The organism is Xanthomonas hortorum (genome assembly GCF_024339125.1).
GTDB classification, from domain to species: Bacteria; Pseudomonadota; Gammaproteobacteria; order Xanthomonadales; family Xanthomonadaceae; genus Xanthomonas; species Xanthomonas hortorum.
The window spans coordinates 5338460-5364262 of the sequence record NZ_CP101417.1; the positions used below are offsets into that span (position 1 = coordinate 5338460).

A 25803-nucleotide genomic window follows, 5' to 3' on the forward strand; every position below is an offset into this window, starting at 1 on the left:
TGCGGGCATGGCTGCAGCCGCAGCGATCAGGCAGCGCCGTCGATCAGTTCCATCCACGCCGCTTCCGCGGCCGCCAACAACTGCGCGGTGGCCTCGCGATCGCGGCCCAGCACGGCCATTTTCTCGCTGTCGGGGTAGTTGGCCGGATTTGCCAGTTGCCGGTCCAGTTCCGCCAATGCTGCTTCCAGCTCGCCCACACGCTTCTCGGCGCTGGCCAGCTTGTGCGGATTGACGACCTTCTTCGGCGGTAGCGGCTTGGTCGGTGGTGGCGGGGTCGGGGCGACCTCGGCCAGCTTCTGCTTGGTGCCTTGCGCGGCCGGGCGGCTGCGCAGCCAGGCGGCGTATTCGTCCAGGTCGCCGGCGAACGGTTCGACCACACCGTCGGCCACGCGCCAGAAGCTGTCGCAGACCAGGCCGATCAGATGGCGGTCATGCGAGACCATCACGATGGCGCCTTCGAAGTCGCTCAGCGCCTCGGCCAGCGCCTCGCGCATTTCCAGGTCCAAGTGGTTGGTCGGTTCGTCGAGCAGCAGCACGTTCGGCTGCTGCCAGGCGATCAGGGCCAACGCCAGACGCGCGCGCTCGCCACCGGAGAAACCGTCCACCACTTCGAAGGCGCGGTCGCCGGCGAAGTTCCACTTGCCCAGGAAGTCGCGGAACGCCTGATTGGAGCCATCCGGCGATAGCTCGCGGAAGTGATCCATCGGCGACTGGCCTTCGTGCAGCGACTCCACCGTGTGCTGGGCAAAGTAGCCGATGCGCAGATCCGGATGCGCGCTGCGCTCGCCAGACAACGGCTCCAACTCGCCCACCAAGGTCTTGACCAGCGTGGTCTTACCCGCACCGTTGGGGCCGAGCAAGCCAATCCGGTCGCCGGCCTCCAACCCGAACCCGACGTCGTGCAGGATCACCGAATCCGCACCGTAGCCGGCGTCCAGATGATTCAGCCGGATCAGCGAAAACGGCAGCCGATTCGGCTGTGCGAATTCGATGCGGAATTCGCGCTCGGCGCGCACCGCTTCGGTACCAGCCATCTTGGCCAGCCGCTTCATGCGGCTTTGCGCCTGGCTGGCCTTGCTGGCCTGCGCCTTGAAGCGGTCGATGAAGCTCTGCAGATGCGCGCGCTCGGCCTGGCCCTTTTCGTGCGCGATCTGCTGCTGGCGCAGGTGCTCGATGCGCTGGCGTTCGAAATCGGTATAGCCGCCGACGTACAGCTTGGCGGTGCCGCCGTGCAGATGCAGCGTATGCGTGGCCACGTTGTCGAGGAACTCGCGGTCATGCGAAATCAGCAGCAAGGTGCCCGGGTACTTGAGCAACCACTGCTCCAGCCACAGCACTGCGTCCATGTCCAAGTGGTTGGTGGGTTCGTCGAGCAGCAACAGGTCGCTGGGCATCATCAGCGCGCGCGCCAGATTCAACCGCACGCGCCAGCCACCGGAGAACGAGGAGACCGCGCGGTGATGGGTCTCGGCCGGGAAGCCCAGGCCGTGCAGCAGCTTGCCGGCGCGCGCTTCGGCGTCGTAGGCGCCCAGTTCGGCCATCTTCTGATGCGCGTTGGCGACCGCTTCCCAGTCTTCGCGCGCGGTGGCCGCCGCCTCTTCCTGCAGGATGGCCGACACCTCGATGTCGCCGCCGAGCACGAACGACAGCGCCGGATCTGGCAGCGAGGGGGTTTCCTGCGAAACGCTGGCGGTGCGCACCTTGCCGGGCAGGTCGACATCGCCCTTGTCCGCTTCCAGTTCGCCCTTCACCGCGGCGAACAGGCTCGACTTGCCGGTGCCATTACGGCCCACCACACCGACGCGGTAGCCGGCATGCATGGTCAGGTCGACGTTGGACAACAGCAGACGCTCGCCGCGTCGCATGGAGAAGTTGCGCAGGGAAATCATTGATGGACAGTCCGATAGAACGAAAAGGAATGAGCAGATGAGCAGCATTCCTGCGACGCCATTCTAGCGTTAACGAATAATTAGCGCCTTCAGGCTGGACGCTGGCTTCATTCGCGATTGGCTTTTTGCGCCCAGACCCTGCCCAGTCTTGCTGGTCCTGCTTGGACCCATGTTTCGGAGTTGTCATGAATTACCCGTTGTCCACGCTCGCAGCCGCCGTCGTTGCGGCGCTGCTCGCCTCCCCCGCCCTCGCCCAGACCACCGCGCCGGCCACAGCCCCAGCTAATGCGCCCGCGAATACGCTGGATACGGTCATCGTCACCGGCACCCGCGTGTCCGACCGCACCGTGGCCGAATCGCAGTCGCCGATCGACATCATCAGCGCCGAATCGCTGCAGGCAACCGGCACCTCGGAGCTGGCCACCGCGCTGGCGCGTGCGCTGCCCTCGCTGAACTTCCCGCGGCCGGCGTTGAGCGACGGCACTAGCGCGATCCGTCCTGCGCAGTTGCGCGGCCTGTCGCCGGATCAGGTGCTGGTGCTGGTCAACGGCAAGCGCCGTCACACCTCTTCGCTGCTCAATCTCAACGGCACGATCGGGCGTGGCGCGGCGGCGGTGGATCTGAACACCATTCCGGTCGCCGCCATCGCGCGGGTGGAAGTGCTGCGCGATGGCGCCTCGGCGCAATACGGCTCCGATGCCATCGCCGGCGTGATCAACATCGTGCTCAAGGGCGCTGAAAAGGGCGGCAGCCTGCAGGCCGGCTTCGGCCAGTACTCGGCTGGCGACGGCAGCAACTACGAGCTGTCCGGCGACACCGGCGTGGCCTATGGCGGCGATCGCGGCTGGCTGCATGTGGCGGCCCAGCTCAATCAGCAGGACCCCACCGACCGTGCGCGTGGGTATGCCGGCGCACCCAGCGCCTCGCAGCCGGCCGTCGGCCAGAAGGCGTTCAAGATCGGCGACCCCGACGTCAACGCGCAGGCGGTGTCGGCCAATACCGAATTCGCCTTCAGCGACAGAATCACCGGCTATGCGTTCGCCACCGCCAGTAACCGCGACATCACCTCGTTTGCGTTCTTCCGCGCGCCGGGCAGCACCACCCAGAACATCCTGTCGGTCTATCCGCAGGGCTTCCTGCCGGAAATCCAGACCTACGCCAAGGACCGCTCGCTGGTGGCCGGCGTGCGCGGCTCCACCGCCAGTGGCTGGGACTGGGATGCCAGCTACAACTACGGCTACAACAAGATCGATTTCCACACCCGCAACACGCTCAACGTGAGCCTGGGCCCGACCTCGCCGACCTCCTTCTACGATGGCGCGTTGGAGACCACGCAGAACATCGTCAACCTGGACGTCAAGCGCGGTTTCGACTGGGGCCTGGCGTATCCGGTGACGGTGGCCTTCGGTGCCGAATACCGCAACGAAAAGTGGAACCAGTCGCCGGGCGAAGTGGGCTCGTATTTCCAGGCCGGCACGCTGGCCGGCGGTGCACAGGGTTTCGGCGGATTCGCGCCGAGCGTGTCCGGGCAGTATTCGCGTGACAGCTACGCGCTGTACGCGGATCTGGAAGCCGATTTCACCGACAAGTTCTCCGCCGGTCTGGCCGGGCGCTACGAGGACTTCAACGATTTCGGTAGCCAGGCCTCGGGCAAGTTGTCCGGGCGCTATGCGTTCACCGACAAGATCGCGCTGCGCGGCACGGTGTCGTCCGGCTTCCGCGCGCCGTCGCTGGCGCAGCAGTATTTCCAGTCCACCAGCACCACCTTCCTGGCCGGCAATCCGACCCCGTTCGAGATCCGTACCTTCCCCGCCGACAGCACCGTGGCGCGTGCGCTGGGGTCTGAGCCGCTGGATGCGGAAACCTCGCTGTCCTACAGCCTGGGCCTGGTGTTGCAGCCGACCGATGCGCTCTACCTCACCGTGGATGCGTACCAGATCGATGTGGACGACCGCATCGTGCTCTCGTCCAACCTCACCGGCACTGCCGTGCGTAATCTGCTCGAATCGCAGGGCATCTTCGGCATCAACGGCGGGCGCTACTTCACCAATGCGGTGGACACACGCACGCGCGGTGTGGACGTGGTCGGCAGCTACCGCTGGCAGCTGGCCGCCAGCAGCGTGGACCTGACCGCCGGCTACAACTATTCGGAAACCGAAGTCCGCAACGTGGCGGCCAACCCGGCGGCGCTGTCGGCCAACGGACTGAGCCTGGAGCGCATCGACCGTACCGAACGTGGTCGCATCGAAGAAGGCTTCCCGCGCGACAAGTTCCTGATCAACGGCAGCTGGAATCTGGAGCACTGGACGTTGGCATTGGGTGCGACGCGCTACGGCAAATACAGCACCCGTCCGGCCGCGGCGATCAACGACCAGACCTTTGGCGCCAAGTGGGTGGTGGATGCCTCGGCCAGCTACAAGGTCGACCGCTGGACGCTGACGCTGGGTGCGGACAATCTGCTCGACGAATATCCGGACGAGAACAACTTCGCCAATTCCACCAGCGGGCAGTTTCCGTACAGCAATCTGTCGCCGTTCGGTTTCAACGGCGCGTATGTGTACGGGCGCATCAACTACCGCTGGTAAGTTCTGCGGCTGCACAGTTTGAGGTTTGACCACACGCCCCGGCCAGTCCGGGGCGTGCGCGTTTCAAGACATGGCAGCAGCGGTTGTTGCGTTGGCCGCGAGTGCAACGACGCTGCTTTCAATCAGCAGCCACGTGAGACATACCACCACACACGTGCGTGAGTCCGAGCGCGACACCGGCGCGGCCGTCTCCGTTCTCCTGCGCAATACCGCACTCATGCGGGGTAACTCACGTTCTGATGCACAACTTTCATAACTGGTATCGATGTCCAAGATGGTGCAAGCAAGGCCGTGCCACAGCAGCTCTGGTGCAAGCAACGCATCACTTTGGTGCACGATGACAACGATGCCATTAGCACATCCTCGATGACGGTTGCACGCGCAACATAACCAAAATTTGACATGTGGTTACACGTGGTTAATGGTTGGGAACGCACCGCAGCTGCCGCAACGGACGCGGCCCGGGAGGGGGCCCCCTGCGATGCATCCGTTCCCCACTCGGAGTTGTCACCGCATGAATTGCAAGACCAGTCCACTCGCAGTTGCCGTTGTTCTTGCACTGTCGTTTTCCGCTTCAAGCGCATCCGCGCAGTCACAGGCTCCCACCCAGAAAACCCTCGATACCTTGATCGTGACCGGCACGCGCGTGGCCGATCGCACCGTGGCCGAATCGGCATCGCCGATCGACATCATCTCGCCGCAGGCATTGGAATCGACCGGCACCACCGAGCTGGCTACCGCGCTGTCACGCGCGATCCCCTCGTTGAATTTCCCGCGCCCGGCCATCTCCGACGGCTCGGACGCGGTGCGCCCCGCGCAGCTGCGCGGCCTGTCGCCCGATCAGGTACTGGTGCTGGTCAACGGCAAGCGTTACCACACCACCGCGCTGATCAATCTCAACGACACCCAGGGCCGCGGTTCGTCGCCGGCCGATCTCAATACCATTCCGATCGCTGCCGTGGAGCGTATCGAAGTGCTGCGCGACGGTGCGTCGGCGCAATACGGTTCGGACGCCATCGCCGGTGTGATCAACATCGTGCTCAAGGGCAGCGGCGAAGGTGGCAGCATCAGCGGCCGCTACGGCAAGTACAGCGCCGGCGACGGCGAGCAGTACCAGCTGTCCGGCGATGCAGGCTTCAGCTTCGCCGGCACCGGCAAGGTGCATCTGGCCGCGCAGGCCGGGCATTCGGATCAGACCAACCGCGCGCTGCCGTTCCAGGGCCGCGTGGAGCAGCGCTACGGCGACCCGGACATCGACCAGGGCGCGGTATCGTTCAATGGCGAATACAGCCCCACCGATTACCTCACCTTCTACTCGTTCGGCATGGTCAGCCGTCGCGAAGTGCTGTCCAACGGCTACTTCCGCTTTGCCGGCGACAACCGCAACCGCCCGGAAATCTATCCGGACGGCTTCCTGCCGCAGATCTACAACGTCAGCAAGGACGTGTCGTGGGTGGGCGGGTTGAAGACCTCCACCGAAGGCGGTTTGAACATCGATCTGAGCTACAACTACGGCCAGAACAATCTCACCTTCGATGTGCGCAACAGCTTGAACAACAGCCTGGGGCTGGCCAGCCCCACCGACTTCCACGCAGGCACCCTGGAAGTCACCCAGAACGTGCTCAATGCAGACTTCACCAAGACGCTCGATTGGGGCCTGGCCTACCCGGTCACGCTGGCCTTCGGTGCGGAATGGCGCGGCGAGAAGTTCAACCAGTCGCCCGGCGATGCGGCGTCCTCGGCCAATGGCGGCATTCCCTCGGCCAACGGCTCGCTGATCCCCGGCGCGCAGGTGTTTCCTGGCTTCAAGATCTCCGACTCGGGCTACTACAACCGCAACAGCCACTCCGCCTACGTGGACCTGGAAGCGGATCTGACCGAAAAGCTGTCCGCCGGTCTGGCCGGGCGCTACGAGAAGTACAGCGACTTCGGCGACACCGCCACCGGCAAGCTGTCGTTGCGTTATGCCTTCACCGAGAAGGTCGCGCTGCGCGCCACCGCCTCCACCGGCTTCCGCGCGCCGTCGTTGCAGCAGCAGAACTTCCAGTCGATCGCCACGCAGTTCCTCAACGTGGCTCAGCCCAACGGCACGGTGACGGCGATTCCGTTCGAGATCGGCACCTTCCGTACCGACAATGCCGCAGCGATCGCGCTCGGCGCCGAGCCGTTGAAGGCCGAGGAATCCAAGAACTACGGCCTGGGCGTGGTGTTGCAGCCGATCGAAAATCTGTACGTCACCGTCGATGCGTATCGCATCGATATCGATGACCGCATTGTGCTGTCGGAGAACCTCACCTCGACCGCGGCGCGCAATTATCTGCAGGCCAATGGCTTCCCGGGCATCGGTGGCGGGCGTTACTTCACCAATGCGGTCGACACCAAGACCCAGGGCGTGGATGTGGTCGGTACCTATCGCTGGAACCTGGACGGCAGCAGCGTGGAGCTGACCTCCGGCTACAACTACAACAAGACCGAAGTGGAGAAGATCGCCGACAACCCGGCAGCGCTGGTGGCGATCGATCCGAACGCGGTGCGCATCGGCCGTGCCGAAATCGGTCGCATTACCGAAGGCACGCCGCGCGACAAGTTCTTCCTGGGCGGCACCTGGGCACCGGGCAACTGGTCGTTCACCGGCACCGCCACGCGCTGGGGCGAGTTCACCACCTTCGGCACCAACGCCGGCAGCGACCAGACCTATGCGGCCAAGTGGACGCTGGACCTGGCCGCGTCCTACAAGCTGGACAGCTGGAACTTCACCATCGGCGGCGACAACGTGCTCAACGAATATCCGGACCGTCAGCAGGCCGGCCTCGGCACGCGCACCTACCTGCCCTACAGCGGTTCCTCGCCGTTCGGCTTCAACGGTGCGCTGGTGTACGCCAACGTGAGCTACAAGTGGTAAAGCGCTGCGCGCTGGTCGGAAACGGCCAGCGCTTGTCCTGCCTCGCAAAACGCACCACACACCACGCAGCGCTGGGGCGCTGCAGGTAACGCCGCAGCATCGCTCCCCCTCTCGCATCGATGCGCGAGGGGGAGATCAACGCTCTTCTTCAGCAAGGATGCGCAACGCAGCAGCATGGCTGCGTCACTGGCCGACGTCATTGCTGCACACGCCGTCTCCGCCACGCGGAACACATCTGGCGCGCAAGCACGACGGGCCACGCAGTACGCAGTCGCATTCCAGTCGCACTCCCCCGAGCAACACGCGCATTTCCTTCCTGCGTCCTTCATCCCCTTTGAGCCTTCATTCCCATGCACACCTCCAACGCACTTTCGCTTGCGATTTCGGTCGCACTCACCGTCTGCACGTTCGCCGCCAGTGCGCAGTCGCAATCGACCCAGCCGCAGAAAACCCTGGATACCCTGATCGTCACCGGCACACGCGTGAGCGATCGTACGGTGGCCGAATCCGAATCGCCGATCGACATCATCACCGAGCAATCGCTGCAGGCCACCGGCGCCACCGATATCGCCAGCGCGCTGGGCAAATTGCTGCCGTCGCTGAACTTCCCGCGCCCGGCGATCTCTGACGGCAACGATGCCGCGCGCCCGGCCACCCTGCGCGGCCTGTCGCCGGATGCGGTGCTGGTGCTGGTGGATGGCAAGCGCTATCACACCTCGTCGTTGATCAATTACAACCCGTACGTGGGCCGTGGTTCGGCACCGGCGGATTTGAACTCGCTGCCGATGTCGGCGATCGCGCGCATCGAAGTGCTGCGTGATGGCGCCTCGGCGCAATATGGCTCCGATGCGATCGCCGGCGTGGTCAACATCGTGCTCAAACATGGCGCCGATACCGGCAGCAATACCGTGTCGATCAACGGCGGTTTCATGGACAAGGGCGATGGCGAGCAGAACGGCATCGACGGCTCGGTCGGCATGCCCTTCGGCGGCACCGGCGGCGATACGGCACCGGGCTGGGTGCGGCTGTCCTGGAACTACCAGAACACCATGAGCACCAATCGCGGCGAGAACACCAACCGCGCCACCACCGTGCCGGGCACGCCCAATCCGGGCGGCGTGCCGTATCAGCGCCATGGCGACCCGGCCTCCAACTTCTATCAGGGGCTGGCCGCCTTCGGTTACGAGTTCTCGCCGAACCTGGAGCTATACGGCCACCTCAGCATGAGCCGCCGCGAAGTCACCTCCAACGGCTATTACCGCGCGGCCGACAACACCGCGCGCAATGTGCAGGCGATCTATCCGAACGGCTTCCTGCCGCAGATCTATAACCCCACCAACGATCGCTCAGCGGTGCTGGGCATCAAGGGCAGCACCGAAAGCGAGTGGAACTGGGACCTGTCGGCCGTTTACGGCAAGAACGACATGACCTTCAACATCCTCAACAGCATCAACACCAATCTGTTCTGGAGCACCGGCAGCTCGCCAACCAACTTCAATTCCGGCGGTTTCGAAACCGAGCAGGGCACGGTCAATCTGGACGTCAGCAAGGCGTTCGACTGGGGCCTGGCGTATCCGGTCAATGTGGCCTTCGGCGCCGAGCACCGCCAGGACCGTTACCAGATCAGCGCCGGTTCGCCGGAGTCGTACTTCTTCGACCCCAATACCATCAACCCCGACACCGGCGCGCCCTATCCGGGCGGTGCACAGGTGTTCTCGGGGTTGGAGCCGTCGGTGGCCGGCAAGTTCGGCCGCCACAGCAACGCGGTCTACGCCAACCTGGAAGCGGACATCACCGACAAGCTCTCCGGCGGCATCGCGGGGCGCTATGAAAACTACAGCGACGCCGGCTCCACGCGCTCGGGCAAGTTGTCGGCACGCTATGCCTTCAGCGATACGTTCTCGCTGCGCGGCACCATCTCAAACGGCTTCCGTGCGCCCTCGCTGGCGCAGCAGAACTATGCCTCGGTGGTGACGCTGATCCAGGACGGCGAGCTGGTGCAGGTGGGCACCTATCGCACCTCCGATCCGGTTGCCGTGGCGCTGGGCGCACAACCGCTGAGCCCGGAAAAATCCACCAACTACGGTCTGGGCGGTGTGTGGCAGCCGACCGCCAACTTCACCTCCAGCCTGGACGTCTACCAGATCCGCATCTGGGACCAGATCCTGTATTCGGACCAGTTGCAGCTGGCGCAGCCGATCGGCCAGGTGGCGGCGGTGCAGTTCTTCGTCAACGGCGCCACCAGCCGCACCCGTGGCGTGGACTGGATCAACAGCTACCTGGCCGATCTGGGCAACTACGGCAAGCTCAATCTCAGTGCCAGCGCCAACTACAACAAGACCACCATTCTGGAGTTGACCAACCCCAATTTCGGCCGCGCCAGCCAGGGCCTGCTCACCGACGCCACGCCACGCACCAAGTACATGGCGGCGGCGGACTGGACCTACGGCGGATTCGGGCTCAATTTCAACGCCACCCGCTACGGATCGATCAAGCGCATCAGCGACCCGGTCGATGGCAGCCAAGATCAGACCTACGACGCGCGCTGGTTGTTGAATCTGGCCGCCAGCCAGACCTGGAACGCGTTTACCTTCACCGTGGGCGCCGACAACCTCACCAACCAGTATCCGACCAAGGCACAGTTGAATACCGCCTACGACGACCGCGCCGGCGGCCTGCAGTACTCGTCGTTGTCGCCATTCGGTTTCAACGGGCGCTACTGGTATGGCCGGGTTACCTACCGGTTCTGAGTAGCGACGCTTGATCGTAAAGTGCTGATCGAAAGTTCCGATCAGCACATCTATCACGCAAACACCGCCGAGCGATCGGCGGTGTTTGTCGTTGTGGGCATCGCAACATGCAGCGGCTGTTAGCCATCTGCGGCAATGGCGTTTGTCCCGTTGAACTCCGTATCGACGGCGCACAGTGCGTCGCCAGGAGCGGCCAAAAAAAAACTGCACTCACCGCCTGATAGGCACGGCCGGCAGTGCAGTTACCACCAGCACCCGACCAAGTTGGCAGGTGCGATGCCCTCACCGATTGCGGGACCTTACGCGGCATGGATGCCGCGTAAGAGCCTACATGGACGTACTTGCGGCGTGTCCCGCGAGCGGTGAGGGCATCGCGCCCCCGACCAGCTCGGCTTGGGAGCATTCAAGCGACACTGAAGCTCGGATCTGGTTCAGCTTGAGAGGTGATGGAACGGTGCTAGTACTTCGGTTTTAGAGCGGATGATCTGCAGGTTTGCTGCAGGGCCCTTGCCCGCCCACCGTCGCGGGACACGCTGCAAGTACGTCCATGTAAGCTCTTACGCGGCATCCATGCCGCGTAAGGTCCCGCGACGGTGGGCGGGCAAGGACCAGTCGCGATGGTCGGTGTATACGGTTAAGAGCGGTGCGCGGCAATACGATGAGGGGCGGTTTGATCAGTTCCTTTCGATCCGGGCGAGTCATTGCAATTCCCGACATCACTCCACGCGTCAACGAAGGCGCGTGGGCCAACACGTTACCGTTATCGATACAGCGTCAAAGAGGTTTCGTTGGCTACTCTTGGCCACTCACCTCACCAGGAGGCGAACAGCGCGTCGACGCCGCGCAAGTTGGCGCGATCGTTCTAGCTCAACGCGTCGAGTTGCGGCAGGCGAAGTGCCGGCAGATGCTCGAGCAATGCGGCAAGCGCGGCTTCCATTTCGATCAGCGCCAGCCGATTGCCCAGACAGTGGTGGATGCCACCACCGAACGACAGCGCGCGGCCCTGCTGGCGCCGGATATCCAGCACCTGCGGGTCGGTGAATTGCAGCGTGTCGTGGTTGGCCGCGCCCAGCATCAGATACAACATCGTGCCCTTGGAGACGGCCACCCCATCGATCTCGAAATCCTGCAACGCGGTGCGCGTGGCGATCTGCACCGAGCTGTCGTAGCGCAGGCATTCGAGCACTGCATTCGGCATCAGGCTCGGGTTTTCCTGCAGCAGGCGCAGTTGCTGCGGATGCCGGTGCAAGGCGACCAGCGCATTGCAGATCATGTTGGAGGTGGTTTCGTGGCCGGCGAAAAACAGCAGGATCACATTGGAGACGATCTCCTCATCGCTCAAGCGGCGGCCTTCGTCTTCGGCCTGGATGAAACGCGAAATCAGATCCTCGCCGCCATTGTTGCGACGTTGCTCGATCACGGCGTTGAAATAGGTTTCCAGCTGGATGAAGGCAGCGCTGGTGGCCTCCAATTCCACAGGCGTCATCATGGGATCGAAGACTTTTGCCAGCGCGCTGGTGGCGTGACTCAGCGCGGTGACATCGGCTGCATCGATGTCCAGCATCCGGCAAATGATGGCGATCGGCAGCGGAAACGCGAACTCGGTCAGCAGATCGCAGTGGCCCTTGGCTTGAAACGTCTCGATCAAGCTGGCGGCGGTGTCGCGGGCGACTTCGCGCATGGAGTCCATCTGCCGCGCACCGAAGGCCTGTGTCATCAATCCGCGCAACTGGGTGTGCACTGGCGGGTTGAGCAGCAGAAACATGCGGCTCATGCCCTGGAATAGCGGCATTTGCACCGCTGCCTCGCCGTAGCGCAGGCGGATGCTTTCCAGATAATCGCGGCCCACCCGGCGATCGCTGAGCAGGCTGTCCACGACCTTGTAGTGGCCGGACATCAGTCGTCTTTCGGCCACCTGCACCAGCGGCCCTTCGGCACGCAAGCGTGCGTAGGTAGGATACGGATCGTGCCGAAAGACGGGTGTTGCGAAATCGCTGAGATGCATGGCCTGGCTCGTGTGGCGTCACCATCCGCAGATGGGCGATGGGCGATGGGGCGATAAGGACTTGGACCTGATAAAGAACGCAGGCTCTTCAACAGGGAATCGCTGATTGTCAGAGGCAATTTGTCAGCGGCAATTGACGACCCACATCGCGCACGTGCCTTGCCCAGGCGCGAAGCCTTGTCGTCAAAGTTGATTCCGCGTTGCCTGTCTGTGCAGTGCATCTCGCTGTCGCACTGGCGCACGCACGCTCATGCAGTCCACATGCCGCGCCCAACGCGTGCATCCGTTTGCATGCATGCGCCACGTGTCGCATCGCGTTAATCAAGCGCTGTGTACTATGGGCGTCCGGCCAACCGGACCTGCAACGCGGTCCTGTTCCCCTCGCCGGACTCCAGCCATGACCACACAATGCCCGCAGGCGATGCCCGGCGCAGTGCCGTTGGCTGGGTCGCCCTCGCTATTCTTGGACAACCTCACAACGGATTGGAATGCATCACGACACCAGCCTCATCGACATCATCGCCGTCGGCCTCGCGGTCGCTTTCGTGCTGGGCACGCTCGCACAGAAAGTGAAGCTCTCGCCGCTGGTCGGCTATCTGCTGGCAGGCGTGTGCGTCGGGCCATTCACGCCCGGCTTCGTGGCCGACCAGACCATGGCCAACCAGCTGTCCGAGCTGGGTGTGATGCTGCTGATGTTCGGCGTGGGCCTGCACTTCTCGCTCGACGATCTGATGGAAGTGAAGTGGATCGCCATTCCTGGCGCGCTGGCGCAGATCGTGGTCGCCACGCTGCTGGGCTGGGCATTGGCCTGGAGCATGGGCTGGCCGTTGATGCATGGCCTGGTGTTCGGTCTGGCGCTGTCGGTGGCCAGTACCGTGGTGCTGCTGCGCGCATTGGAAGAACGCCGCCTGCTGGAAACCCAGCGCGGCCGCATCGCGGTGGGCTGGTTGATCGTCGAAGACCTGGTGATGGTGATCGCGCTGGTGATGTTGCCGGCATTGGCCGAGGTGCTGGGCACCGGCGCGCCAGCTGCCGCGCATGACGGCGAATCCACCTCGCTACTGGCCGCGCTCGGTTTGACGCTATTCAAGATGGTGGCGTTTGTGGCGGTGATGCTGGTGATCGGGCGCCGGGTGATTCCGTGGTCGCTGGAAAAAGTCGCTGCCACCGGTTCGCGCGAGCTGTTCACCCTGGCGGTGCTCGGCATCGCGCTGGGTGTGGCGTTCGTGTCGGCAACCCTGTTCGGCGTGTCGTTCGCACTGGGCGCATTCTTCGCCGGCATGTTGCTCAAGGAATCCGAGCTCAGCCACAAGGCGGCGAGCGATTCGCTGCCGTTGCGCGATGCGTTCGCAGTGCTGTTCTTCGTTTCGGTGGGCATGTTGTTCGACCCGATGATCCTGGTCGAGCATCCGTGGCAGGTGTTGGCCACGTTCCTGACCGTGACCTTGGGCAAGTCGCTGGCCGCGTTTGTGATCGTGCGTGCGTTCGGCCACCCCACCGGTACCGCGCTGACCATTTCCACCAGCCTGGCGCAGATCGGCGAGTTCTCTTTCATCCTGGCCGGGCTGGGCGTGCAGCTGGCGATCCTGCCCGAAACCGGGCGCGACCTGATCCTGGCCGGCGCGCTGCTATCGATCATCGCCAACCCGTTCCTGTTCTCATGGCTGGACCGTTGGCAGGCCAGGCAGGCGCAGGACGCCCCGGCCACGGTGGAACCGGAGCTGCCGCCCGGCCCGCCACTGCAGCTGGACGGCCATGCCATCGTGATCGGCTACGGCCGCGTGGGCAGCGCGCTGGCGCAGTTGCTGCGTAGCCGTGGCGTGCCGGTGCTGGTGATCGACGACAACGGCGACCATGTGGCCAAGGCGCATGCGGCCGGCATCCCCGGCATCCGTGGCAGCGCGGCGGCCGACCGCGTGTTGGCCGAGGCGCGCCCGGAGCACGCCAAGATCGCGATTCTTGCGATCCCGCAGCCGCTCGAAGCCGGCGAAGCGCTGGCCAAGCTGCGTGCGATCAATCCCTCGCTGACCCTGCTGGCGCGTGCGCACAGCGATGCCGAGGTCAAGCACCTGCTCGCTCACGGCGCCGACGGCGCGGTGCTGGCCGAGCGCGAACTGGCTTATTCGCTGGCCGAAATGGTGATGTCGACCCCGCCGTATCGGGCGTTGCGCGTGCCGGCCTCGTAAGCTGCAGCGCAGCATCAGGCAACACCGCACGAACCAAAAACCCGCCGGCGCTGTCTGCGGGTTTTTTATTGCCCGCCATTTGTTCAGTACGGAAAGGCCTGCCGCAGTGCCTTGATCAAACTGCGACCAGGCACCACAAACTGCCCTCCAGACACACTTGATAATCATTCCCATCAAGAGCAGGATGAGCGCCCGTTTCCTTGGCGGCCTCATCCATGGTGTTTGCGGTTGGCGTTCTCAATGCGTTGCCAAGCGTGCAGTTGTGCGAGCTGCTGGGCCGGATCGGCTATGGCTTTGTGGTGCTGGATCTGGAGCATGTGCTGCGCGCGCCGGATGAGCTGGAACACGCCATCCGCGCGTGCGAGCTGTCCGGCTGCGAGGCCTGGGTGCGCGTGCCGGAGGTGGACGAAAAGCTGATCGGCCGGGTGCTGGATGCCGGCGCGCGCGGGATCGTGATTCCGCGCGCCGAGTCAGCGGCACAACTGGTCTCCGCCATCGCTGCGGCGCAGTTTCCGCCGCTGGGCCGGCGCGGCATCACCGGCGGGCGTGTCACCGGCTTTGGCAACCTCGATCTGCCCAGCTACATCGCACAAGCCAATCGCGATATCCGCATCGTGCCGATGATCGAAAGCGCGGCCGGTGTTGCTGCGCTGCCCGAGATGCTTGCCGTGCCCGGCGTGGCGCTGGTGATGGAAGGCGCACTGGATCTTGCGCTGGATCTGGGCCTGGGCCCGCAACCGACCCATCCACAGGTGTGGGAGCTGCTGCTGCAGCTGCATGCGCAATGCGTTGCTGCCGAGGTGCCGTTCTGCCCCAATCCGCGCACCGATGCGCAACGCGCGCACTGGCTGCAACAGCCCGATCTGCGCTGGCTGCTTGCCGGCGAAGACCGCGCACTGATGCAACGTGCACTGCGCGGCCACCTGGCCACATTCGCCATACCCACTTCACCACCCGCCTGCAGGAGCACGCCGTAGATGTCGACGTTCCGTTTCCACGCCCTGGCCATCGCCATCGCTGCGATCACTGTGACCCTGCCGCAGTTGACGTTCGCCATCGAGTCGCCGGATGCCGATGCCGCCGATGCGCAAACGCCGATCCGCGCATTGGATGCGATCCAGGTGCAGGGCAGCCTGCTCGGGCGTTCCAAACCCGACGATGTGCAGCGGTATGCCGGTAGCCGCCAGGTAATCGATCGCGAACAGCTGCGCAACGGCGGCAACCGCTCGCTGGACGACGCGCTGCAACGCGTGCCGGGCATCAAGATCTTCGATGAAACCGGCACCGGCGCGTTGCCGCAACTGATGCTGCGCGGCCTGTACGAAAGCCGAAGCGGCCGTGTGCAGGTGCTGGAAGACGGCATTCCGCTGGCATTGGCGCCGTATGGGCAGACCAGTCTGTCGCTGTTTCCGGTGGGGCTGAATCAGATCGACCGCATCGATATCGTGCGCGGCGGTGCGGCCGTGCAGTACGGGCCGAACAACGTGGGCGGGGTGATCAATCTGGTCAGCAAGGACATCCCCAGCGCATGGAGCACCACCCTGGGGCACAAGGTCACCGCCGGCGGCCAGGGCCAGTTTCTGCAGGACAGCGCGCTCAGCAGCGGCGGCTACCTCACCGACAACTTCGGCATGCAGGTCGATGCCAATCGCACCTATGGCGAGTATTGGCGCGCGCACAGCGATACCGATATCAGCAATCTGCGCGTGCGTGCGGAGTGGTGGCTGGACGACACCAAGTTGCTCAAGGCCAGCGTGCAGCGTTATCTGGTCGACATGGATCTGGCCGGTGCGCTCAGCCCGGACGATTATCGGCGCGACCCGCGTCAATCCACGCGCCCGCTGGACAGCTTCAACGGCCGCACCACGCGTGCATCCTTGAGCTATGAGCAGTTGCTGGGCGATTGGGGCCCGATGAAGGATGTGCGCCTGGATTGGACCAACTTCAGCGCGCGCAGCAGCCGCAACTTCATCGTCGGCATGCGTCAGGCCGCCACCGAAACCTGGCGTTCGGATCTGCCGCCGCAACTGCGCCAGACCGCACCGCGCGACTTCCGCGTGGTCGGCAGCGAGCCGCGCCTGACCTGGAACATGGGCGATGCCGGTGGCGTGCGTCAGCAGTGGACCGCCGGTGTGCGCGCGGTGCACGAAGACATCGATTTTCTGGTCGGCAATCTGCGCCTGCGCGATGGCCTGTTCACCAGCGTGCGCGATTGGCAGTTCGAAGATCGCGCCTTGGCGGCCTACGTCAGCAACGCGATCACGCTGCCCGACGAACGTTTCACCATCACCCCGGGCCTGCGTTACGAGCGGCTGGATTCGCGCTACTTCAATCGCGCCACCGGCGTCAGCACGCTCAACCAGACCCGCGATGTGTTGCCGGGTCTGACGGTCGGGTTTCAGGCCAACGAACAGTGGTTCTTCTATGCCGATGGGCAACGTTCGATGCGTGCGCCGCAGGTCACCCAGATCATCTTCGGCAACAATCTGGATGCCGAACTGGCCTGGAACTACGAAGCCGGCACGCGCTATCAACCCAACGAGCGCACTCGCATCCAGTTGGGCGGCTATCTGATCGATTTCGATCAGCAGATCCAGCTGGACAACACCACGCGCGTGTTCCGCAACCTCGGCAAGACCCGCCATCAAGGCGGCGAGTTGGAACTGCAATGGAGCCCGGAAAATCTGCGCGCGCTCACCCTCAACGCCGGTTATGCATATCTGGATGCCAGCCAGGAATCGGGCGCGTTTCGCGGCTTTCGCGTGCCTTACACCTCACGCAATCAGATCACCTTGGGCGGCAACTACACGCTCGGTCACACCACTGTCGCACTGTCGAGCTACTACTTCAGCAAGGCCTACAGCGATGCGGCGAATACCGTGCAAGAGAACGCAATCGCCTCGGTGGGTCAGTTGCCGGCCTACATGGTGTGGAACACGCAGGTAAGCCATACCTTGTTCGAACGCGATGGACAAAAATTCAGCGCATCGCTGGCGATCAACAACCTGTTCGATCGGCAGTACTGGTTCCGCGGTGTGGATACCAGCCCGTGGGGCCGCCAGGCCGCGCCATCGCGCACCGTGACCGCCGGGCTGGAATACACCTTTTAAGCCCACGTTTTAAACCTGCGCCAGTAATTAACTGCTGCAAACGACCGACGCACAGGGGCGTTGGTCGCGCCTGACGGCAACGGCGAGCGCCGCAGACAACACGGCGTGCATGACGCACGCCTCACCGCCGCAGCATGCGGCATGCGATCAACGCATCGCAGGCCACCCAACGCCCCGCGGCGTCAGGCAGCCCGTTTCAGTACCGGTTTTTCCACCGTCCTGTTGAATCGAGAGCTGCCATGACTGCGACATCCGCTGCACCGTTGGTGATCCTCACCCATGTCTGCCATCCGGCCATCACCGAAGGCTTTCTGCCTGCCGCGCACGCGCTGGGCCTGCCGGTGTGGCTGCTGACCGATCACCGACTCGATCACCTCAGCTATTTCCGCGAGCACCCGGCGCACGCACCGCAGCGGGTGATCGAATGCGATGTGTTCAATCCGCTCGGCGTGCTGGACGTGCTGCACGACGCCGATGTGTCGCCGCGCGCAGTGTTCAGCAACAGCGATCATCTGCAGACCAGTACCGCGCTGGTTGCCGCCGGCCTCGGCCTCCCGGGCAAGGATTGGCAGGTGTGTTACGCGGCCAAGAACAAGGCGGCAATGCGTCAACGGTTGCGCGCGCGTGGCTTGCCATCCCCGTGGTTCTGCACGCTGGCGCCAGGCGCTGCGTTGCCGGCCGGCATCCCGTGGCCGGTGGTCGCAAAGCCGCGCGAAGGCGTGGCCAGTCTGGACGTGCGCCACTGCGCCGATGCCGTGCAATTGCAGGCCTATCTGGACGATGTGTGGCAGCGCCATCCGCAGCGCACCGTGTTGCTGGAAGGCATGCTGGAAGGGGCGCTATTTACGCTGGAAACGCTGGGCGACGGCCACACGCTGCAGGCGCTGGGCGGATTCAAGGTGCGGCTGTCGCCGCCGCCGCATTTTGTGGAATGCGAAGCGCAGTGGGATGCACGCGTGGACACGCCGGTGATTGCGCAGGCGCTGGAGCAGCTGCGCAGTTTTGGTGTCGGTTTCGGGCTATGCCATAGCGAATTCATCCTCACCGCCGACGGCCCGGTGCTGGTGGAGATCAACTACCGCAGCATCGGCGACCGCCGCGAATTCCTGCTCGACAGCATGTTCGGCAAGCAGTGGTTCAACGCCGCGCTGGCGCCGCATCTGGGCCTGCCGCTGCCGCAACTGCGCAGCGATCGCGCACATGCCTTGCTGCGTTACTACGTCGCCGAACAGGACGGCGAGTTGGTGGCCGCCAGCGAAGATCGCCGCCATCACACTGCGCACAGCGATGTGCAGTACCGGCGCATGCGCGCGCCGGGCGAACGCATCCGGCTGAGCCATTCCAATAAGGATTACCTGGGTGTGCTGAGCGCGCTGGCCAGCGATGCGCAGGCGCTGGAGCAGGCGGTGGTGCATGCCGAAGCGGGCTTGCAATGGCGGATCGACAGCGCGGAGCTGCGCGCATGAGCAGTACAGCGGACCAACGCTACATCGCCACCCGCATCATCGATGCCTGCCTGCGCGAAGACCTGCGTGGGATCGCCACGCGTGGCAGTGCCGCAACACCCGATGCAACACTGCTGGCGGCATGGACCGACCCCAGCCCGGTGGACGACTGGTGGCGCATCGCGCACCTGCCCGATGGCACGGTGTGGTTGCCGATCCACCGGCAGGGCTACTTGCAGGACATCAGCGCCTGTGGCGACAGCTGGATTGTGCAACGTGCTGACGGTGTGCATATCGAACGCGGTGCGCAGACATGGCTGCAACGCATGAGCGCGCAGCTCGACATGGACACGCAGCAGTTGCATCGCGCCTATGCCGAAGAAGCCGAGTGCGCCGCTGCACATCTCGGCCTGGCGCGCCAGGCCTACGATGCACAGGCACCTGCGCTACTCAACGCGCTGCAGCATGAAGATGCGGACGAGCGCGCGTATCGCTGCGATCAACTGGCGAGCTATCGCGACCATCCGTTCTATCCGACCGCACGCGCCAAGGCCGGGCTGGATGCATCGGAACTGCGCGATTACGCGCCCGAATTCGCGCCCACCTTTACGCTGCGCTGGCTGGCGATTCCGCGTGCGCAGGTCACCTGTACCAGCGCGTTACCGGCCGAGCTGTGGCCGGACTTCGCCACGCTGGGTTTGCCGCCCGAACTGGCCGACACGCACATCGCCTGGCCGGTGCATCCGCTGGTGTGGGCGCGGCTGGAGCAGGACGGCTTCGCGCTGCCTGCAGGCAGCTTGCGTGCACCGCAGGCCTGGCTGGAGATGCGCCCTACCCTGTCGGTGCGCACGCTGGTGCCGCTGCTGCATCCGCAGCTGCATTTCAAGTTGCCGATCCCGATGCGCACGCTGGGCGCGCTCAATCTGCGTTTGATCAAGCCCTCCACGCTGTACGACGGCCACTGGCTGGAGCGGGCGTTGCGCCGCATCGATGCGCTGGACCCGGCACTGCGCGGCCGCTGCGTGTTCGTGGACGAATCGCATGGCGGGCACGTGGGTGAGACGCGTCATCTGGCCTATCTGGTGCGGCGTTATCCGCCGCTGGACGACGCTACGCTGGTGCCGGTTGCTGCGCTATGCGCGCTGTTGCCGGATGGCCGGCCGATGGCGATCCATCTGGCCGAGCGCTTCATGCAGGGTGATGTACTGAACTGGTGGCGCGATTACACGGAGCTGCTGCTCGCGGTGCATCTGCGCTTGTGGCTGCGCTACGGCATCGCACTGGAAGCCAACCAACAGAACAGCGTACTGGTCTACGCCGATGGCCAGGCGACGCGGCTGTTGATGAAGGACAACGACGCCGCGCGCATTGCGATGCCGCAGTTGCGCGCGCAGCTGCCGGATCTCGACACTCTGGGCACGCTGCACGACGCGCGTATCGCGGTGGACGATCCGCACGCCCTGGCGCAGATGTTCTGCACCATCATGCTGCAACTGGATCTGCAGGCCGTACTGGAAGGTCTGGCCGAATGGCAGCCCGCGCTGCGTGCGCCGCTGTACACGCAGTTGCAGACGCAGTTCGCCTCGACGCTGGCGCAACTGGACGTCGATGGCATCGACACCAGCCCCGCGCGTCGCCTGCTGGCCGCGCCGCGGCTGCCGGTGAAGTACCTGCTCAGCGCCGGCAGCCTGCTCAGCAAACAGCTCACCGGTGCGAGCGACATCAACAAGTTCTACGGGGATAGCGCGCCCAATCCCTTCGGCGAGGCATTCGCTGGCGCGCAGCACACGCTGCGTCTGCAGGCGGGCGCTCAGCGATGAAGCGTGTTCTGGGCCCGGTGCTGGCGGCGCATTACCTGGCCGCCTTCACCGCGTTGGGCATGCCGTTGTTTCTGCCGCAGGTGCTGGCCGAACTGGCGCCGTCGGCCGCGGTTGGCTGGAGCGGCGTGCTGTACGTGTTGCCGACGCTGTGCACGGCGTTGACGGCCAGTACCTGGGGACGCCTGGCCGACCGCTATGGACGCAAGCGTTCGCTGTTGCGTGCGCAACTGGGGCTGGCAGTGGGCTTTGCGATCGCCGGCTTCGCACCGTCGCTGACCTGGCTGGTGATTGGGCTGATCGTGCAAGGCACCTGCGGCGGCTCGCTGGCGGCGGCCAACGCCTATCTGGCCAGCCAGCCGCAGGCCGGCCCGTTGGCGCGCGCGCTGGACTGGACGCAGTATTCGGCGCGCCTGGCGATGGTCAGCGCGCCTGCGTTGCTGGGTCTTGCACTGGCGCTTGGCCCGGCGCAGTCGCTGTATCGCGCGCTCGCGCTGTTGCCGCTGCTGGCGTTCGCGCTGACCTGGCGTTTGCCGGCCGATCGGCCTGCGGTCCGGCCGACAGCTTCCACTGCGACGTCAACACCCTCACAAGACGCTGCTGGGTCGGCGCGGTCGGCTTCACCCCAGACAACCACAACGGCCAACGCACTGTGGCCTGCACTGTTGATCGCGCAATTCCTGTTCTGCTTCGCGATGGTGGTGACCTTCCCCTACTTCATCCCGTATGCGCTGGCGCGCGGCGCCGGCCACGACGCCTTGGCCGGCCTGCTCTATAGCCTGCCGCACCTGGTCTATCTGGTGGTGCTGCCTTGGTGGCGGCGCGGCGATGGTGAGGCGTGGTTGGTACCTGGCCTGGTGCTGTTCGCCGTGGCCTGCGTGTGGCAGGCGCTGTTGCATGACCCCATCACGCTGGCGGTGGCGCGTGTGCTGTTCGGGTTCGGCATGTTGTTCGGCCTGTGTGGGCTCAACCGCAGCCTGGCCATGATCGCCAGCGGGCACGGCGCCGGACGCTTGTTCGGCCGCTTCGATGCCTGCGGCAAATGGGCTGGCGTGTTCGCCGGTGCTGCCGCCGGCGCGCTGGCCCAGGCGGCCGGTCCTGCCACCCCTTTCCTGGCTGCCGCGCTGGCTGCGGCAGCCGCTGCGCTCACCGTTCTGGTGCGCTTCCCTTCGAGGAGATCCGCCGATGTCGCCGCACACGATGCATGACCCCTGGTACGACAGCATGGCCGACGCGCAGGCCTGCACCTGCTGGTTGAACTGCTACCTGCGCGAATTCGCGATTCCGCAGCGCGCAGTGGACTTCGATTATCGCGGGCTGGATCGCCCCGGCCCGCGCGTGGCCGAGCAGCGCTGGCTACGCATCGATCTGGGCGACACCGGCGTGCTGTGCGTGCGCATTGCCTATTCCGATCGCCTGGGCCGCTGCCGCTTCGCCTCCACGCCGTTTCTCAAGAGCGCCGGCCAACCGTGGCAGAGCCTGGATGCGCATGCCTTGGCGCGCTGCCTGCTGCAGGCGCTAGGCAGCACGCAGGCGGTCAATCCGGAACTGCTCGCGCAAAGCGCCAACAGCGTGGCGATCACTGCTGCGTTGTTGCGACAGGCACAAGGCGCCGCAGCGACCGGCGAGGCGATGATTGATGCCGAGCAATCGATGCTGTGGGGGCATGCCTTGCATCCCACGCCCAAGAGTCGCGAGGGCATCGATCTTGCGCAGGTAATGGCCTGCGCGCCGGAAGCGCGTGCGGCGTTCCAGCTGTTCTGGTTCCGCATCGACCCACGACTGTTGCGCATGCAAGGCCGCGATGTACGTGCCACCTTGCGGCAGCTGTCCGGCAGCGAGGATCTGTATCCCTGCCATCCGTGGGAAGCGCAGCGGCTGCTCGACGACCCGCTGCTGCGCAGCTTGCAGGCACGCGGTGTGATCGAGCCGGTCGGCATGCTGGGCGATGCACTGCGGCCAACCTCCTCGGTGCGCACGCTCTATCACCCGGAGCTGGATTATTTCCTCAAGTGTTCGGTGCATGTGCGGCTGACCAACTGCGTGCGCAAGAACGCCTGGTACGAGCTGGAAAGCGCGGTCGCGCTCACCGAGCTGCTGGCGCCGAGCTGGCGTGCGCTGGCGGTGCAGGTACCGGGCTTCGATGTGATGCTGGAGCCTGCAGCCACCTCGCTGGAGATCGGGCAGGTGGACCCGGCACTGCACGATACCGATCCGCTTGCGGCACGCGCGCTATCGGAGAGCTTCGGCATCCTGTATCGGCAGACCCTTCCTGCCGCACAACGTGCGCGTTGGCAGCCGCAGGTGGCCGCCGCGTTGTTCACCTGCGATGCGCAGGGCAACAGCGTGTGTGCAGCGAAGTTGCAGGCACTGGGCAGCGCGCAGATGGATCGCCACACCGCCAAGTTGCTGTGGTTCCGTGCCTATGCCGGCTTGTTGCTGGATGGTGTGTGGAGTGCCTTGTTCCAGCACGGCATCGCGTTGGAACCGCACTTGCAAAATACCGTGATCGGCTTTGCCGATGGCTGGCCGACACGGGTATGGATCCGCGATCTGGAAGGCACCAAGCTGCTCGCCCACCACTGGCCCGCCACGCGTTTGCAGGGCGTGGGCGAGCGCGCGCGGCAATCGCTGTACTACACGCCGGAACAGGGCTGGAATCGTGTGGCGTATTGCGCGCTGGTCAACAATCTGGCCGAGGCGATCTTCCATCTCACCGAAGGCGATGACGTACTCGAAGCGCGCCTGTGGCACTGCGTTGGCGAGATCGCCGCACGCTGGCAGCAACGGCATGGCGCGCAAGCCGCGCTGCAGGGCCTGATCGACGGCGCGCCGCTACCCGGCAAGAACAATCTGGGCACGCGGCTGTGGCAACGCGCGGATCGTCAGTCCGATTACACAGCGCTGCCCAATCCCATTCCACGCATCACAACCGCACGCCAGGTGGCCGCATGAGCCTGCGCATCGACACCGCCGCAGTGATGGAGGCGTTGCCACACCTGCGCGAACACAGCGATGGCCCGATCTGCGCCTACGTCTACGACCTGGCCGCACTGGACGCACACGCGGCATGGATGCGCGCGCAATTGCCGGCCGAGTGCGAGCTGTTCTACGCGGCAAAAGCCAATGCCGAGCCGCCGATCCTGCGCACGCTCGCCCCGCACATGGACGGCTTCGAAGCGGCCTCCGGCGGCGAACTCGCCTGGCTGCATCAGCAACAACCGCAGGCCGCGTTGTTGTTCGGCGGACCCGGCAAGCTCGATAGCGAACTTGCCCAGGCCGCTGCGCTGCCCGATTGCACCGTGCACGTGGAAAGCCTGGGCGAGCTGGAACGTCTGGCCGCCATTGCAGCGCAGGCCGGCCGCTGCGTGCCGGTGTTCCTGCGCATGAACATCGCCGTGCCCGGGGCGCAGAGCACGCGTCTGATGATGGGCGGGCAGCCCTCGCCGTTCGGCCTGGACCCGGACGATCTGGATACGGCAATCCATCGGCTGCGTGCGAGCCCTTCGCTGCGGCTGGAAGGCTTCCATTTCCATCTGATGTCGCACCAGCGCGATGCCGGCGCGCAGCTGCACCTGATCGCTGCCTATCTGCGCACCGTGCAGCAGTGGCGGCAACGCTACGGGCTTGGCCCGTTGCGGGTAAATGCAGGCGGTGGCTTCGGTGTGGATTATCTGGCGCCGGAATCGTCGTTCGATTGGGCCGGCTTCTGCGCCGGCTTGCCTGCGTTGCTGCGCGAACATGGCGACGCACTGCGCCTGCGGTTGGAGCCGGGCCGCTATGTCAGTGCCAGCTGCGGCTGGTATCTGATGGAAGTGCTGGACCTCAAGCGCAGCCACGGCGCCTGGTTTGCGATCGCCCGCGGCGGCACCCATCACTTCCGCACCCCCGCCGCACAAAGCCACGATCATCCGTTCCGTGTGCTGCGTGGCGCGCGCGCGCCCGTGCTGCGCGACATGCCGGTGACGCTGGTCGGGCAGCTGTGCACGCCCAAGGACGTGCTGGCACGCAACCAGCCTATCGCGGCACTGGCGCCGGGCGACTGCCTGGCCTTCCCGCTGGCCGGTGCGTATGCGTGGAATATTTCGCATCAGCAGTTCCTGATGCATCCAGCGCCGCAGATGGTGTTTTTGCCGGTGGCGGCTCAGGCGACTGCATCCGCATCCGCTTCCGTAGAAAGCCGCACCGGCACCCGGATGTCTGCACGCAGCTCGCCCTCTGCCACTGTTTCCGGGTCGTCAAGGTAGAGGTAATGCAGCGGCGCATCGCGTAGCGCGTAGCCGCTGTCCGGTAGCCACTGCGCGAGCACGCGGTCGAGCGCGTCTTCGATACCGGCATACGACCCTACATGACGCAGCACCGCGTGCGCGCCACCGTCGAGCTGGCGCAGGTGCAACGGCGCCGGCGGCGACAGTGCGGCGTCGAAGGCCATGCCGCATTCGAACAGATGCAGGTGCGCCGGCACATCGCGGTGGTCGCTGAGCGGCAGGCCGATCAGCGACTGCAGTTGCTCGATCGCACCGACCCGCTCGGCCCAGGCAGCGATGCGGCCGAAACCACGGTCCAGATCGTCGAACGCGCCGCGCTGGCGTAGCACCACCACTTGCAGCGGATCGAGCACTTGCACCATCACCTGCAACGGCGCGCCGGACAGCTGCGGCGGCACCGAGGGCGTGGCCAGTTGCTGCAGTTTCTGTGCGCGTACGGCGGGCGCATTACGCAAGCTGCTCGGGCTGGCCTGCAACACGGCACGGAACGCGCGTGCCAGCGCCTGCGGGGTCTGATAGCCCACCGCCAGCGCCACCTCGGTCACCGAACTCGCCTGCTCGCCCAACAGATGCAACGCATAACTCAGACGCAGCCGCGCGATGGTCTGCCCCAGGGTTTCGCCCGCCAGCGCGCGATAGACCCGGTGGAAATGATGCGGCGATTGCTGCGCCACGGCCGCCAGCGCGGCCAGATCCGGCAGCGGTTCGCCGGCGCGAATGCTGGCCTGCAGGTGTGCCACAACGCGCTCGACGCTGCGTTGCCGATTGAAACTGACGGAGGCTGCTGGCATGGACGATTCCTTGTTGGCGGACCCAGCATCGCGTAGCTCGGCGTGACGCGCGGTC

Annotated in this window: 14 protein-coding genes; 11 read left to right on the forward strand and 3 right to left on the reverse strand. The window is 65.0% G+C overall.

Features of this window, described 5'->3' with window-relative positions:
• Positions 1-26: 26 nt before the first annotated feature.
• Entirely contained in the window at positions 27-1889 is a 1863-nt protein-coding gene (locus NMB96_RS22940; RefSeq protein WP_043889381.1) for an ABC-F family ATP-binding cassette domain-containing protein, read from the reverse strand.
• A gap of 185 nt (positions 1890-2074) precedes the next feature.
• On the opposite strand from NMB96_RS22940, the gene NMB96_RS22945 reads away from it, so the two are divergent.
• From NMB96_RS22945 to NMB96_RS22955, 3 genes are all read left to right on the forward strand, one after another.
• Positions 2075-4474, forward strand: a complete 2400-nt coding sequence (locus NMB96_RS22945) for a TonB-dependent receptor plug domain-containing protein (RefSeq protein WP_183086680.1) — start codon at positions 2075-2077, stop codon at positions 4472-4474.
• 514 nt (positions 4475-4988) lie between these two features.
• The gene (locus NMB96_RS22950; RefSeq protein ID WP_255085821.1) at positions 4989-7376 is read left to right on the forward strand and encodes a TonB-dependent receptor plug domain-containing protein; all 2388 of its coding nucleotides are present in this window, start codon (positions 4989-4991) and stop codon (positions 7374-7376) included.
• A gap of 350 nt (positions 7377-7726) precedes the next feature.
• A complete protein-coding gene (locus tag NMB96_RS22955) occupies positions 7727-10126 on the forward strand; it encodes a TonB-dependent receptor plug domain-containing protein (RefSeq protein WP_255085822.1) in 2400 nt (799 codons plus the stop codon).
• Positions 10127-10988: 862 nt separating this feature from the next.
• Here NMB96_RS22955 and NMB96_RS22960 read toward each other — a convergent pair.
• A complete protein-coding gene (locus tag NMB96_RS22960) occupies positions 10989-12131 on the reverse strand; it encodes a cytochrome P450 (protein WP_255085823.1) in 1143 nt (380 codons plus the stop codon).
• A gap of 488 nt (positions 12132-12619) precedes the next feature.
• Between NMB96_RS22960 and ybaL the strand changes: the two genes are divergently transcribed.
• The 8 genes from ybaL to NMB96_RS23000 all read left to right on the forward strand — a co-directional run bounded on the left by ybaL (position 12620) and on the right by NMB96_RS23000 (position 24936).
• Positions 12620-14317: a YbaL family putative K(+) efflux transporter gene (ybaL, locus tag NMB96_RS22965; RefSeq protein ID WP_255085824.1), complete on the forward strand. Its 1698-nt coding sequence runs from the start codon at positions 12620-12622 to the stop codon at positions 14315-14317.
• A gap of 215 nt (positions 14318-14532) precedes the next feature.
• Positions 14533-15294 carry an HpcH/HpaI aldolase family protein gene (locus tag NMB96_RS22970; protein WP_023904858.1) on the forward strand — a complete coding sequence of 254 codons (762 nt, stop codon included), beginning with the start codon at positions 14533-14535 and terminating at the stop codon, positions 15292-15294.
• Entirely contained in the window at positions 15295-17427 is a 2133-nt protein-coding gene (locus NMB96_RS22975; protein ID WP_023904859.1) for a TonB-dependent receptor family protein, read from the forward strand.
• Positions 17428-17666: 239 nt separating this feature from the next.
• Positions 17667-18893, forward strand: coding sequence for an ATP-grasp domain-containing protein (locus NMB96_RS22980; RefSeq protein ID WP_023904861.1), 1227 nt, complete (start codon positions 17667-17669; stop codon positions 18891-18893).
• Complete coding sequence (locus NMB96_RS22985; protein ID WP_043889383.1) at positions 18890-20692, forward strand: IucA/IucC family protein; 1803 nt, start codon at positions 18890-18892, stop codon at positions 20690-20692. The genes NMB96_RS22980 and NMB96_RS22985 overlap by 4 nt, the downstream gene beginning before the upstream one ends.
• Complete coding sequence (locus tag NMB96_RS22990; RefSeq protein WP_023904863.1) at positions 20689-21897, forward strand: MFS transporter; 1209 nt, start codon at positions 20689-20691, stop codon at positions 21895-21897. The genes NMB96_RS22985 and NMB96_RS22990 overlap by 4 nt, the downstream gene beginning before the upstream one ends.
• A complete protein-coding gene (locus NMB96_RS22995; protein ID WP_043889384.1) occupies positions 21875-23644 on the forward strand; it encodes an IucA/IucC family protein in 1770 nt (589 codons plus the stop codon). Before NMB96_RS22990 ends, NMB96_RS22995 begins: the two co-directional genes overlap by 23 nt.
• Entirely contained in the window at positions 23641-24936 is a 1296-nt protein-coding gene (locus tag NMB96_RS23000) for a type III PLP-dependent enzyme (protein ID WP_255085827.1), read from the forward strand. The genes NMB96_RS22995 and NMB96_RS23000 overlap by 4 nt, the downstream gene beginning before the upstream one ends.
• On the opposite strand, the gene NMB96_RS23005 is transcribed toward NMB96_RS23000, so the two are convergent.
• On the reverse strand, positions 24834-25748 hold the full coding sequence (locus tag NMB96_RS23005; protein WP_225970121.1) for an AraC family transcriptional regulator: 915 nt from the start codon (positions 25746-25748) through the stop codon (positions 24834-24836). The two genes, NMB96_RS23000 and NMB96_RS23005, sit on opposite strands and share 103 nt — an antisense overlap.
• Between the last annotated feature and the right edge of the window lie 55 nt (positions 25749-25803).